The organism is Pigmentiphaga sp. CHJ604 (genome assembly GCF_036972535.1).
GTDB lineage: Bacteria > Pseudomonadota > Gammaproteobacteria > Burkholderiales > Burkholderiaceae_B > Pigmentiphaga > Pigmentiphaga daeguensis.
This window is the reverse complement of record NZ_CP136998.1, coordinates 4,765,009-4,778,036: the sequence shown is the minus strand read 5'-3', so window position 1 is coordinate 4,778,036 and position 13,028 is coordinate 4,765,009. Positions and strand designations below refer to the sequence as shown.

At 69.2% G+C, this 13,028-nt stretch carries 12 protein-coding genes and 1 riboswitch; of the genes, 9 read left to right on the top strand and 3 right to left on the bottom strand.

The genetic code is table 11. The features are described 5' to 3' along the window. Positions 1 to 17: 17 nt before the first annotated feature. On the bottom strand, positions 18 to 1,019 hold the full coding sequence (locus R4823_RS22935) for a tripartite tricarboxylate transporter substrate binding protein (protein ID WP_165963390.1): 1,002 nt from the start codon (positions 1,017 to 1,019) through the stop codon (positions 18 to 20). A 168-nt stretch (positions 1,020 to 1,187) separates the two neighbouring features. Between R4823_RS22935 and R4823_RS22930 the strand changes: the two genes are divergently transcribed. Next, positions 1,188 to 2,024 carry a tripartite tricarboxylate transporter substrate-binding protein gene (locus R4823_RS22930; protein WP_338616164.1) on the top strand — a complete coding sequence of 279 codons (837 nt, stop codon included), beginning with the start codon at positions 1,188 to 1,190 and terminating at the stop codon, positions 2,022 to 2,024. 30 nt (positions 2,025 to 2,054) lie between these two features. Here R4823_RS22930 and R4823_RS22925 read toward each other — a convergent pair whose 3' ends face one another. Next, a complete protein-coding gene (locus R4823_RS22925; RefSeq protein WP_338616163.1) occupies positions 2,055 to 2,990 on the bottom strand; it encodes a 2-hydroxyacid dehydrogenase in 936 nt (311 codons plus the stop codon). A gap of 117 nt (positions 2,991 to 3,107) precedes the next feature. After that, positions 3,108 to 3,243, top strand: a riboswitch (ZMP/ZTP riboswitch). Between the two features lie 155 nt (positions 3,244 to 3,398). Between R4823_RS22925 and glyA the strand changes: the two genes are divergently transcribed. The 3 genes from glyA to ribD all read left to right on the top strand — a co-directional run bounded on the left by glyA (position 3,399) and on the right by ribD (position 6,488). Then, the gene (gene glyA / locus R4823_RS22920; RefSeq protein ID WP_087841619.1) at positions 3,399 to 4,646 is read left to right on the top strand and encodes a serine hydroxymethyltransferase; all 1,248 of its coding nucleotides are present in this window, start codon (positions 3,399 to 3,401) and stop codon (positions 4,644 to 4,646) included. 207 nt (positions 4,647 to 4,853) lie between these two features. Then, the gene (nrdR, locus tag R4823_RS22915) at positions 4,854 to 5,327 is read left to right on the top strand and encodes a transcriptional regulator NrdR (protein ID WP_087841618.1); all 474 of its coding nucleotides are present in this window, start codon (positions 4,854 to 4,856) and stop codon (positions 5,325 to 5,327) included. A gap of 48 nt (positions 5,328 to 5,375) precedes the next feature. Beyond that, positions 5,376 to 6,488, top strand: a complete 1,113-nt coding sequence (gene ribD / locus R4823_RS22910) for a bifunctional diaminohydroxyphosphoribosylaminopyrimidine deaminase/5-amino-6-(5-phosphoribosylamino)uracil reductase RibD (RefSeq protein WP_087841754.1) — start codon at positions 5,376 to 5,378, stop codon at positions 6,486 to 6,488. A 10-nt stretch (positions 6,489 to 6,498) separates the two neighbouring features. On the opposite strand, the gene R4823_RS22905 is transcribed toward ribD, so the two are convergent. Continuing rightward, on the bottom strand, positions 6,499 to 7,263 hold the full coding sequence (locus R4823_RS22905; protein WP_243724688.1) for an IclR family transcriptional regulator: 765 nt from the start codon (positions 7,261 to 7,263) through the stop codon (positions 6,499 to 6,501). Positions 7,264 to 7,418: 155 nt separating this feature from the next. Between R4823_RS22905 and R4823_RS22900 the strand changes: the two genes are divergently transcribed. The 5 genes from R4823_RS22900 to R4823_RS22880 all read left to right on the top strand — a co-directional run bounded on the left by R4823_RS22900 (position 7,419) and on the right by R4823_RS22880 (position 13,024). Next, positions 7,419 to 8,690 (top strand): Rieske 2Fe-2S domain-containing protein, encoded by a 1,272-nt coding sequence (locus R4823_RS22900; RefSeq protein ID WP_087841617.1) that lies wholly within the window; start codon positions 7,419 to 7,421, stop codon positions 8,688 to 8,690. 37 nt (positions 8,691 to 8,727) lie between these two features. Further along, complete coding sequence (locus R4823_RS22895; protein WP_087841616.1) at positions 8,728 to 9,702, top strand: tripartite tricarboxylate transporter substrate binding protein; 975 nt, start codon at positions 8,728 to 8,730, stop codon at positions 9,700 to 9,702. Positions 9,703 to 9,705: 3 nt separating this feature from the next. Next, complete coding sequence (locus tag R4823_RS22890) at positions 9,706 to 10,479, top strand: SDR family oxidoreductase (protein WP_087841615.1); 774 nt, start codon at positions 9,706 to 9,708, stop codon at positions 10,477 to 10,479. Positions 10,480 to 10,585: 106 nt separating this feature from the next. Further along, positions 10,586 to 12,025 (top strand): TolC family protein, encoded by a 1,440-nt coding sequence (locus R4823_RS22885; protein ID WP_243724687.1) that lies wholly within the window; start codon positions 10,586 to 10,588, stop codon positions 12,023 to 12,025. Positions 12,026 to 12,046: 21 nt separating this feature from the next. Then, positions 12,047 to 13,024 (top strand): efflux RND transporter periplasmic adaptor subunit, encoded by a 978-nt coding sequence (locus tag R4823_RS22880; RefSeq protein ID WP_087841614.1) that lies wholly within the window; start codon positions 12,047 to 12,049, stop codon positions 13,022 to 13,024. The last annotated feature ends 4 nt before the right edge of the window (positions 13,025 to 13,028 follow it).

Here is a 13,028-nt window from a genome sequence, read left to right as displayed (position 1 = left end):
GTTTGCCTGGTCGGGTTTCATTGCTTCTCGATGCCTGCTTCTTCGATGACGACCCGCCACTTGGCGGCGTCCTTGCGGAAGACCTCCTTGAGCGCCTCCGGCGTGCTGGCGCGCGGCTCTATGCCCAGCGCGATGAAGCGCTGGCGCACGTCCGGCGCCTGCAGGGCCTTGCCGATCTCCTGGTTGAGCTTCTGCACGATCGCGGGCGGCGTGCCGGCGGGGGCGACGATGCCGTTCCACGAATCGGATTCATACCTGGCCAGGGCCGGGTTGCCGCTTTCGGCGATGGTGGGCACGTCGGGCAGGAACCCTATCCGCGCGGGCGCCGTGGTCGCGATGGCTCGCAGCGACCCGCCGCGGATCTGGCCCAGCACGCCCGTGACGGTTTCCATCGCCACCTGCACATTGCGGCCGCGCAGCGCGGCGATGACGTCGCCGGTGGACTTGAACGGGACGATGGGCACGTCCAGTCCCGCCATCGTCGCGAACAGGCGCGCGGAAAGATGCTGGGCGCTGCCGACGCTGATCGTGCCAATGTTGAAGTGCGCCGGATCCCGGCGGGCGGCGCCGACGACGTCGTCGACGGTCTTGAGCGGACTGTCCTTGTCGGCCACCAGCAGGAAGTGGAAGGTACCGATGGTGGAGATCATCGAGAAGCTCTCGACCGGATCGTAGGGCAGCGACTTGAACAGATAAGGGCTGAACGCGTTCTGCCCGCTGACCAGCAGCAGGGTGTAACCGTCCGGGGCGGCACGGGCCACCATGGACGCGGCCGTGATGCCGCCGGCGCCGGGGGCGTTTTCGACCACTACGCTCTGACCCATGGATTCGGCCATTTTCTGCGCCAGGGTACGCACCACGGTATCGCCCAGCCCGCCCGGGCCGAAGCCGACGACGATCTTGACCGGCTTCTGCGGGAAGGCCTGCGGCCACGCCGCCAGCGGGGCCAGGAGGGTGGCGAGCGCTAGCAGCAACGGGGAAAGGAGCCCGCGCGGGGGCGGGCGATGATGGCGGTCCATGGCGTCTCCTGATGATCCGGCAGTGTCGTCCTGCCTGGAAGAGCATTGTGGTCGGGCGCGGCGCTGGCCGATACCGCGTTCCATGGACAGCTGTTATGCCGTTTTGATATGGCTGCCCTCGCCGTAGGGGTTTCCGCCGTCTGAGCGCCCGAAGTCGATCGGCTATGCTTGCGCCTTGATTTCCACGCACCTTCCCGACATGGCCACTTCCACCTCCCGCACCGTTTTCCGGGCGCCGGCGGCAACCTCGGCACGGAACTGGTGGTGCGCGCCGCGGCCGACAGCAATACCTTCCTGCTCGGGCATACGGGCACGATCGCCATCAATCCCGCGCTGTACAAGAACCTGTCGTTCAACGCCTCCACCGACCTGCAGCCGGTCGCGATGTTCGCGTCGTCGGCGCTGCTGCTGGTCGTGCCGGCGGCCTCGCCCGTCAAGAGCGTCGCGCAACTGACCGATGCGCTGAAGGCCAAGAATGCCGACCTGTCCTATGCGTCCAGCGGCGCCGGCACGGGCGGCCACCTGACGGCGGAAATGTTCCTGCACGCGCTGGGCGCGCGCGCCGTCCATGCGCCGTACAAGGGCACGGCGCCGGCGCTGGCGGATGTGGCCGGCGGCCAGGTGGATTTCAGTTTCAGCGTGATCCCGGCCGCCATGGCGCTGGTCAAGGCCGGCAAGCTGCGGGCCCTGGCCGTCACCAGCGCGAAGCGGCTGGCGCTGCTGCCGGACGTGCCGACCGTGGCCGAATCCGGCGTTTCCGCGCTGGCGGGTTTCGAAAGCACGCTGACCTACGGCATCCTGGCTCCCAAGGGCGTGCCGCAGGCGGACGTGGCGCAGCTTGGCGCCGAGATCCTGAAGGCGGCGTCCACGCCCGAATTCCAGTCCAAGCTGGGCATCGAAGGCGCCGAGCCACTGCTGGGCGGCGCGGCCGAGTACGCCCGCAAGGTCCAGGAAGAAAGCCGTAAGTGGTCCGAGGTGGTGAAGTTCTCGGGGGCGTCGGTCTAGCGGCGGTTGCGGGCGGGATCGGGAGGCTGTTCAGACCGGATTCAGCACCTGCCCCGTCCGGAAATACGCATCCAGGTTGTCGCACACGCGGGCTTCCATGTCCGCCCGCGATTCGCGGGTGAAGCCGGCGATGTGCGAGACGGCCACTACGTTGTCCATCTCCAGCAGGGCCTGGGGCACGTCGGGCTCGTTTTCGAACACGTCCAGGCCCGCGCCGCCCAGCCGGCCTTCCTGCAAGGCCCGGACCAGCGCGGCTTCGTCGACCACGCTGCCGCGCGCGATGTTGACCAGGATGCCCTGCGGGCCCAGCGCCTCCATGACTTCGGCGTTCACCAGGTGGCGGGTGGCGGCGCCGCCGGGGCAGGCCACCACCAGGAAATCGGCCCACCGGGCCAGTTCCACCAGCGAGGGCTCGTGCCGGTACGGGGTGCCCGCGACCGGCCGGCGCGTGTGGTAGCGCACGTCCATGTCGAAGCCGGCGGCGCGCCGGCCGATGGCCTGGCCGATGCCGCCGAAGCCCAGCAGGCCCATGTTCTTGCCGTGCACGCGTGTCATCAGCGGGCGCTGGCCGGTTTTCCAGCCGCCGGCCCGCACGAAGCGGGTCGTGACGGAAATGCCGCGCGCCACGTCGATCGCCAGGCCCATGGCCAGGTCGGCGACGCAGCCGTCCAGCACTTCGGGCGTGTTGCTGATCTGCATGCCCTGGCGCTTGGCGGTCTCGACGTCGATCTTGTCGTAGCCCACGCCGAAGTTGGCGATGACGCGGGCATTGGGAAGGGCGTTCAGGATGTCGGCGCCACAGGCGTCGCGCACGTGGATCGCGATGCCTTCGAACCCGGCGCCGTGCTTGGCCAGGAAGGCGGCGGGGTCGGCCTGCTTCCACAGTGGGGCGATGTCGTAGTCGCGCGCCAGGCGGGCGTCGACGGCGGGCGTGATGGAGGCGATCTGCAGGATGCGGTGCTTCATCGGGAGAGTCCTGGAAGTCGGTTGTCGGTCGCGGTCAGGGTGCCACGATAGCCCATGTTGCGCCGCCGCGCAGACGTGCGCCAGGGCGCTCGAGACTGGGGTAAACTAATTCTTGCCTTCACCCTGCGTGACTGGCGACTCTAGGCTTCGGGGCCTAGGTGGGTTTACCACAAGGAAGCGCAGGGTTTCGGCGGTTAGGTTCGTCCCGTCCGGGGCGTGGCCGCGCCGCCCGCCGTTCGCCTGGGCAGCCGTTAGGCAGATTCGTAGATCGCGTCACGCCGTCTTTCGTTTCGGCTGCCCTGCCGCGCAGGCGCAGCAGGGCGATGTGGCGCGGTTTCCGTCATATCGGCTGGCCGTCGCGTTGAATCCGTCGGTTGGCCCCCCGTTCTGCACAGGAAGGAAACCGTCATGTTCGACCGCAACCGCACCATCGCCCAGGCCGATCCCGAGCTCTGGTCCGCCATCGAGCTGGAAAACCAGCGCCAGGAACAGCACATCGAGCTGATCGCCTCGGAAAACTACGCCAGCCCGGCCGTCATGCAGGCGCAGGGCACGCAGCTCACCAACAAGTACGCCGAAGGCTATCCCGGCAAGCGCTATTACGGCGGCTGCGAGTTCGTGGACATCGTCGAGCAGCTGGCCATCGACCGCGCCAAGCAGATCTTCGGCGCCGACGCCGTGAACGTGCAGCCCAACTCGGGCTCGCAGGCCAACCAGGGCGTGTACATGGCCGTGCTCAAGCCCGGCGACACGGTGCTGGGCATGAGCCTGGCCGAGGGCGGCCACCTGACGCACGGCTCGCCGGTCAATGCCTCGGGCAAGCTCTACAACTTCCTGTCCTACGGCCTGAACGCCCAGGAAGAAATCGATTACGACCAGGTCGCGCGCCTGGCCGCCGAGCACAAGCCCAAGCTGATCGTGGCCGGTGCCTCGGCCTATGCGCTGCGCATCGACTTCGCCCGTTTCGCCGAGATCGCCAAGGCCAACGGCGCGCTGTTCATGGTGGACATCGCTCACTACGCCGGCCTGGTCGCCGGCGGCGCCTATCCCAACCCGGTCCCGCACGCCGATTTCGTCACCTCGACCACGCACAAGTCGCTGCGCGGCCCGCGCGGCGGACTGATCATGTGCAAGGCCGAGTTCGAGAAGGCCGTCAACTCCGCCATCTTCCCGGGCATCCAGGGCGGTCCGCTGGAGCACGTCATCGCCGCCAAGGCCGTGGCCTTCAAGGAAGCGCTGGATCCCTCGTTCAAGCAGTATGCCGCCCAGGTCGTGGCCAACGCCAAGGTGATGGCGGAGACGCTGGTCGAACGCGGCCTGCGCATCGTGTCCGGACGCACCGAGAGCCACGTCATGCTGGTGGACCTGCGCGCCAAGGGCATCACGGGCAAGGACGCCGAACTGGCGCTGGGCCAGGCTCACATCACGGTCAACAAGAACGCGATCCCGAACGATCCGGAAAAGCCCTTCGTCACCAGCGGCGTGCGTGTCGGTTCGCCGGCCATGACCACGCGCGGCTTCAAGGAAGACGAGGCCCGCCTGACCGCCAACCTCATCGCCGACGTGCTGGACAACCCGCGCGACGAGGCCAACATCGCGGCCGTGCGCGAGCGCGTCAACGCCCTGACCGCGAAGTTCCCGGTCTATGGTGGGTAGTAGGGCCCACCCCCTACGCCCTTCGGGCGCCCCCTCAAGGGGGCGGCGCTGGCGGACCGGTGGGAAAGACCACCCCCTACGCCCTTCGGGCGCCCCCTCAAGGGGGCGGCGCTGGCGGACCGGCAAAGCCGGATCCGCTGCGCCCTGGGGGGCTGGTCTTAAAGAGGGAGTCGCACGCATGGACGCCATTTTGGCCGAGGACCGCAGATGAAGTGTCCTTTCTGTCGCCATGAAGACACCCAGGTGATGGACACCCGGGTGCTGGAAGAGGGCAGCGCCATTCGACGGCGCCGCCGCTGCACGCATTGCGATCGGCGCTTCACCACCTACGAGCGGGTGGAGTTGTCGCTGCCGGCGGTGGTCAAGCGCAATGGCAGCCGGTCGGAGTACGACCAGGGCAAGCTGCGCGGCAGCCTGATGCTGGCGCTGCGCAAGCGGGCCGTCAGCGCCGACGCGGTGGAAGCCGCCGTCACGCGCATCGAGGAAGCCCTGATGACCAGCGGCCTGCGAGAGGTGCCCTCCGAGCGCGTGGGCGAGCTAGTCATGCAGGAGCTCAAGAAGCTCGACAAGATCGCCTACATCCGCTTTGCCTCGGTCTACAAGAGCTTCGAGGACGTGGATGAATTCACCGACGTCGTGCGCGAGGTCCAGGGGCCCCGGCCTCCCGGCGCGAAGTCCTGATCGCCGATGAGCGCCGACATTCCCGAACGTCCCGAGGATGCCGCCTGGATGCGGCGCGCGCTGTCGCTGGCCGACGGCGTCATGTATACGACTTCGCCGAATCCGCGCGTGGGCTGCGTCATCGTGCGCGACGGCCAGGTCCTGGGCGAAGGCGCGACCCAGCCCGTGGGCGGGCCGCATGCCGAGGTGCGGGCGCTGCGCGACGCGCAGGCGCGCGGCTTGTCGGTGGCAGGCGCCACCGTCTACGTCACGCTGGAACCCTGCAGCCACCATGGCCGCACGCCGCCATGCGTCGATGCGCTGGTCGCCGCCGCGCCGGCGCGGGTCGTCGTGGCGATGGGCGATCCCAATCCGCGCGTCAACGGCGAAGGCCTGGCTCGGCTGCGCGCCGCGGGCATCGAAGTCACCGCGGGCGTGTGCCTGGACGAGGCGCTGGCGCTGAACGTCGGCTTCGTCGCCCGCATGAGCCGCGGCACCCCCTGGCTCTGGGCGAAGATGGCGGCGTCGCTGGACGGGCGCAGCGCGCTGCCCAACGGGCGGTCGCAATGGATCACCGGCGAGGCCGCCCGCGCCGACGGCCATCACTGGCGCGCGCGCAGTTGCGCCGTGCTGACCGGCATCGGCACCGTGCTGGCCGACGATCCCCGCCTGGACGTGCGCCATGTGGCGACCACGCGCCCGCCGCGCAAGATCGTGCTGGATACGCATCTGCGCATGCCGGCCGCTGCGCGCCTGCTCGACGGCACGGAAACCTGGGTCTTCACGGCGCGCGAGGATGCCGGGCGGGTCGCCGAACTGGCGGCGCGCAATGCGCGGGTCATTTGCCTGCCGGGCGCGGATGGCCGCGTCGACCTGCCCGGCGTCATGCGCTGGCTGGGGCAGCACGACATCAACGAAGTCCATGCCGAGGCCGGCGCGGTGCTGACCGGCGCCTTGCTGCAGGAGGGCTGCGTGGACGAATTGCTGGTCTACATGGCGCCCATGGTGTTGGGCGAGGGCGCCGGCATGGCGCGCTTGCCCCTGATCGAGGATCTGGGCCAGGCACGCCGTTTCCAGTTCGTGGACGTGCGCGGGCTGGGCCCGGACGTCCGGCTGCGGGCGCAGGACCCGCGGCGGCTGGCGGCGGCTCGCGCGGCCGCCACGCCCGCGCGGCGGGCCTGATCCGCCGCGGTCAGGGCGCCGTCCGGCTGCCCAGCGTGCGCGAGAGCTCGGCGGCTTCCCGCATCACCATTTCTCCGAATTCCTGGATGCGATCGGCGGGCAGCCGCGCGCCGGGGCCGAATACGCCCAGCGAGCCCGCCACCTGGCCGCTGCGATCGAAGAAGGGCGCGGCGATCGCCACCGCGCCCTGTATCAGTTCATCCCTGCTGACGGCATAGCCCCGGCGCCGCACCATGTCCAGGTCTTCGGCCGGCCGCTCGATGTCCAGGCCGCGCTCGGCCGCGTAGCGGCGGCGGTCCTCGTCGCCCTGGCCGATGTTGGCCAGGATGGCCCGGCCGCTGGCGCCCACCGATATGCGCTCGCGATAGCCGATGCCGCGCTTGAAGCTCAGGGGCTGGGGACTGGGCAGCTCGGCGATGCAGAGCCGGTCTCCGCCTTGCAGCACGAACAGGGCCACCGTCTCGCCGGTCTGCTCGCGCAGCCGCTGCATGGGCGGCGCCGCCAGCGCGCTCAGGTCCAGGCTGGAAGTCCAGACGTGGGCCAGCTGGCCCACCGAGGGCCCCAGGCGGAATTTCTGCGGATCGCCCTCCGATACCACGAAGCCGCACTGCTCCAGCGTGTACAGCAGGCGGTACAGCGTGGGCCGGCTCAGGTCCACGCGCTTGAGTAATTGCCCCACCGTCAGCTCGTAGTCCGTGGCCGTGAAGGCCAGCAGGATTTCCAGGGCCCGGTCCACGGCCCGCACGCTTTCGCCCGGTTTCTCGGTTTCCGCCACGCCTTTCCTCGTTCGTCTCTGTTCATCCAGCCCGACATCGTAGCCGAGCCGACGCCCGGTTCCGTGGGCGCCTGCCCGTTGACATTCCGTTTTATGTCCGTAGAATGGACTCAATTATCACAGAACGGACATTTCCTGCAGGAGGCAGTGGAGTCATGAACAAGGAAACCTCGGAAATCCTGGTGCGCACCGGCCCGGGCACGCCCATGGGCAATCTGCTGCGGCGCTACTGGGTCCCCATCCTGAAATCGAGCGAGATCGCCGAGCCCGACTGTCCCCCGGTGCGCGTGCAGATCATGGGCGAGAAGCTGCTGGCGTTCCGCGACAGCAGCGGGCAGGCGGGGCTGATCGACGAGTTCTGTTCGCACCGCGGCGTGTCGCTGTACTTCGGCCGCAATGAAGAGGACGGCATCCGCTGCGCCTACCACGGCCTGAAGTTCAACCGCCTGGGAGAGTGCGTGGACGTGCCGTCGGCGCCGCAAAGCTGCAGCCGCATGGGCATCAAGGCCTATCCGTGCATCGAGCGCGGCTCCATCGTCTGGGCCTACATGGGGCCGCCGGAAACCCAGCCCAGCCTGCCCGAGGTGGAGTGGTGCTGCCTGCCGGAAAGCCATATCTACGTGTCCAAGCGGCTGCAGGAGTCCAACTACCTGCAAGCCATGGAAGGCGGCATCGATACCAGCCACGTGTCGTACGTGCACCGCTACGAAGTCGACGTGGATCCGCTGCACCAGGGCACCAAGGCCAATGACTACATCAAGGCCGACGGCAACGTGGTGTTCGACATCGAGAAGAACGAGTTCGGCCTGTCCCTGTACGGCCGCCGCAATGGCGAACCCGATTCGTACTACTGGCGCATCACCCAGTGGCTGTTCCCGTGGTTCACGCTGATCCCGCCGTTCGGCGACCACGCCCTGGGCGGGCACGTCTGGGTTCCCATCGACGATCACAACTGCTGGGCCTGGAGCATCAACTTCCATCCCGACAAGCCGCTGTCCGAACAGGAGCGCGCGGACCTGGACGCGGGCCGGGGCATCCATGCGCCCTGCGATCCCGTTACCTTCCGCCCCCTGGCGAACAAGGACAACGACTACCTGATCGACCGCGTGGCGCAGAAGGAGAAGCGCGCCTACAGCGGCGTGTTCGGCTTCGCCATGCAGGATGCGTCGCTGCAGGAAAGCATGGGCCCCATCCAGAACCATGAGGCCGAACGGCTGCTGCCCACGGATCGCGCCATCGTCATGGCGCGCCGCATGCTGCACGAAGCCGCCGTGGGGCTGGCCAACGGTTCGGAGCCGCCGGCGCTGGACGGCGCCGCGCAGCGCGTGCGCGCTGCGGGCGTCTTGCTGGACCGTGGCGCGGATCCGATGGAGTGGGCCAGGAAACACCTGGCGGACGGCTTGAACGAGCCGGTCTACAGCGTGTAGCCGGCCGCTTCGATAACGAGAGGGTAAGGAGACTTTCATGCATGCATTGCTACGCAAGGCGGCCTGTGCGCTCGCCGTCTGTTCCGTCGTGCCGGCGGCCGCGGCCGCCGGCGAATGGGCACCCACCAAGCCCGTGCGCATCATCGTTCCCATCGTGGGCAGCACCAACGACGTGCTGGGACGGCTGGTGGCGTCTAAGCTCGAAGGCATACTGGGGCAGCCGGTCATCGTCGAGAACAAGCCGGGCGCAGGCGGCAACATCGGCGCGGACCTGGTGGCCAAGTCGCCGCCGGACGGCTACACGCTGCTGGTGGGCTACAACGGGCCCATCGCCATCAACAAGACGCTGTTCGACAACATGCCCTACGATCCGGTCACCGACCTGGCGCCGATCACGCTCGCGGTCAGCTCGCCGCAGTACCTGGTGGTCAATCCGGGGTTGCCGGTCAAGAGCGTGGCGGATCTGGTGGCCTGGTCCAAGGCCCATCCGGGCAAGCTGTCGTACGGGTCGGTGGCCACGGGCAGCGCCTCGCACCTGACCATGGAGATGCTGAACGAGGCCTCGGGGCTGAGCGCCACGCACGTGCCCTATCGCGGCGCCTCGCCGGCCCTGGTCGACCTGGTGGCGGGCAACGTGCAGGCAGCCTTCATGGTGCCCGGCAACGTCCAGCAGTATGTGAAGGAAGGGCGGCTCAGGCTGCTGGCCTCGACGGGCGAGAAGCGCTTTCCCAGCACGCCCGACATTCCGACCATGATCGAGTCGGGCTATCCCCACTTCGTTGCCACGTCGTGGATCGGCTTCCTGGCGCCGGCCGGCACGCCGCGTCCCATCATCGACCGCTACAACAAGGAGATCGTGAAGATCCTGCACATGCCCGACGTGCAGCAGAAGCTGCGCGACATGGAGTTCGAGGTCGTGGCCAACACGCCGGAACAGTTCGGCGCGTGGATACGGACCGAAGTCGAACGCTGGGGCAAGGTCATCAAGGCCACCGGCGCGAAGGCGGGGTAAGCCATGGCCAGACTCGCAGAACGCAGGGCCCTGATCACCGGCGGCGGCGCGGGCATAGGCGCCGCCATCGCCCGGGTCTTCTGTCTGGAAGGCGCGGCGGTGCTGCTGGTGGACCGCGATGCCGACGCGCTGGCGCGCAGCGCCGCGGCGCTGCGCGAGCAGCATCCGGAGGCCCGGGTCGAGTGCCTGGCCGCCGACGTGGCCGACGAGGATGCGGCATTGAACGCGGCCGAGCTGGCCCGGCGGACCTGGGGCGGGCTGGACGTCCTGGTCTGCAACGCGGCCATGCGCAACTACTCGCGCCTGTCCGAAGCCCGGCCCGAGGAGTGGCGCGCCATGGTGGACGTGAACCTGGTCGGTACGGCCAATTACTGCCGTGCCGCGCTGCCCGCCCTGCGCGAGTCGGGCAGGGGCAGCCTGGTGATCGTGTCGTCGTGCTACGCGGTGACGGGCAGGGCGGGCATGGGCATCTACGATGCGACCAAGGCCGGCCTGCTGGCGATGACCCGCACGCTGGCGTTCGAGGAAGCGTCGCACGGCGTGCGCGTCAACGCCGTATGTCCGGGATCGACCCTGACCGAGTTCCACGTGGACCGGGCCCGGGCGCGCGGCCAGGCGATCGAGCAGTTGAAGGGCGAGCGCAGCGATACCTCCCTGCTGGGCCGCTGGGCGGCACCCGAGGAAATCGCCTGGCCCGTGCTGTGGCTGGCCTCGGACGAAGCCTCGTTCATGACCGGGACCCACGTGCTGGTCGATGGGGGCCTGTCGGCGATGTGATGCGCAAGATGCGCACTACCGGCCCGTTTTCTTTATCATGTCCCCATGAAGCGTGGCCGGCGAGGGGGTGCCCGGCTCCGCCGAACTTGTCAGGGGGACGGGATCCGTGCATGCGTCGACGTCCGGGGGCCGGAGGTATCGCCCAAGTGGTGATGGGCAATGGCGGCGGAAGGCGGGTGGGTTTGCGGCCTGGCTGGCCTTTGTCCTGCATGCGGGCGCGGCGGCCCAGGCGCTGCCCGCCCTGAGCTATCAGGCGGCGCAGCAGCAGGTACTGGCGCGATCCGACAAGCTGGGCGCGGCGCGGGCGGCGGTCGAAAGCAAGGAACTCCAGCTCGAAGGTGTGCGCCATCTGGGCGGGCCCTCGCTCAGCGTGTCCGCCTCCCACATCCGCTACGAAGCCAACGCCAATCTCAGCCTGTCGGGGCTGAACAACATCGGTATTCCACTGCCCCTGCCTTCCAGCGTGGAACTGGAGCGGCGCGGCTCCCTGACCAACAAATCCCTGATCGGCATCTGGCCGCTCTATCTGGGCGGGGCCACCGACGCGGCGCGCGGCCTGGTCAACGCCCAGGCCGACGAAGCGCGCGCGGACGCGACCCAGGCCGGCTACGAAGTGCAGACCACGCTGGCCAAGCGCTATTTCGCCGCGCAGCTCGCCGCGCGCGCATGGGACCTGCGCCGCGAGGCCCTGCGCGCCATCGGCGAACACGACCGCGCGGCCGAGCGTATGATGGCCGAAGGCACGATTGCCCGCGTCGACCGGCTGCAGGCACGGGTCGCGCTGGAAGATGCGCGGCGGGAAGAGCGCAAGGCGCAGGACACGCTCGAACTGGCGCAGGTGGCCCTGGGCCGCACGCTGCGCATGGACGAGGCCGTGCGGCCTTCGACGCCGCTGTTCATCCTGACCCAGTCCATCGAACCGCTGTCGTACTTCCTGGAGGCCGCCATGCGCGGACATCCCGCGCTGGGCAAGGTCGCGGCCAAGGAAGAACAGGCGCGCCAGCTGCATGCGGTGGAAACCGCCACGCGGCGCCCGCAGGTGTTCGCCTTCGGCGGGCACCAGATCCGCAGCGAGAACGGCAGCTGGCTGGTGGGCGTGGGCGTGCGCTGGACGCTGTGGGATTCGCTGGACCGGCCGGCGCTGGACGCCGCCAGCGACAAGACCATTCTCCAGGCCCGGCTGACCGAGGCCCAGGCGCGGCAGGACATCAGCCTGCTGGTGGAAAGCAAGTGGCGCGCGGTGGATCAGGCGCGCCGCCAGTTCCTGGCGACCGGCGCCAGCGTCGAACTGGCCGACGAGGTGGTGCGCCTGCGCACCAGCGGCCTGCGCGAAGGCGTCAGCACCGCCACGGACCTGATCGATGCCGAGACCAACCGCGCCAAGGTGCAGACCGAAAGGGCGCAGGCCGCCTACGACTACATCCAGTCCCTGGCCGAACTGCTGGAGGCCAGCGGGCTGGGCGGCGAATTGACGCGTTACATCGAACGGGCGGACGTGCGCCTGCCGCTGGCGGCCGTGGCCGCCGATCCTGTCCGCGGCCCCTGACGACAACGAGACCGAGCTGCCATGAGCGCAAGAAAATCCACTCTCGCCATTGCCATTGCCGGCATGCTGGTGCTGGCCGTCGTCGCCTATGGCTTCTGGCGCGCGTCGCGGCCCGCGCCCGAGCAGTTCCAGGGCTACATGGAAGCCCAGGAGACCGACGTCGCCGCCAAGATCTCGGCGCGGGTGGCCGAGGTGGCGGTGAAAGAAGGCGACAAGGTGGAGCGTGGCGCGTTGCTGGTGCGCCTGGACAGCCCCGAGGTGGCCGCCAAGATGGCCCAGGCCCAGGGCGCGCTGGCGGCGGCGCGCGCGGTGCAGGCCAAGGCCGATCGCGGTGCCCGCCCGCAGGAGATCACGATGGCGCAGCTGAACTGGCAGCGTGCGCAGGCGGCGGCCGACCTGGCCGAGGTCTCGTTCCGCCGCGTGGACAACCTTGCCCGCGAAGGGCTGGTGGCCGAGCAGAAGCGTGACGAGGCGCGCGCCAACTACCACGCTTCGCGCGATGCGGCGCTGGCGGCGCGGGCGCAGTACCAGCTTGCGCTGGACGGCGCGCGGCCCGAGGACAAGGAGGCGGCGGCGGGCCAGGCCCGGCAGGTGGCCGGCGCGCTGGCCGAGGTCGAGGCGGCCGAGGCCGAGGTCAATCTGAAAAGCCCCGTGGCCGGCGAGATCGCCAAGGTCTATGCCAAGGTCGGCGAGCTGTCGCCGCAGGGCGTGGCGGTGGCCACCGTGGTCGATCTGGCCGACCAGTGGGTCGTCATCAACGTGCGCGAGGATCGGCTCTCGCGTTTCGCCGTCGGCTCGAGCTTCCAGGCCGAACTGCCGGCGCTGGACAACCGCCGCGCGGATTTCAAGGTCTATTACGTCTCCGTGCTGCCCGACTTCGCCACCTGGCGCACCACCCGCGCCAGCCAGGGGTTCGACGTCCGCACCTTCGAGGTCCGGGCTCGTCCGCAGGCGCCGATAGAAGGCGCGCGCCCGGGCATGAGCGTGCTGGTACGGTGACGCC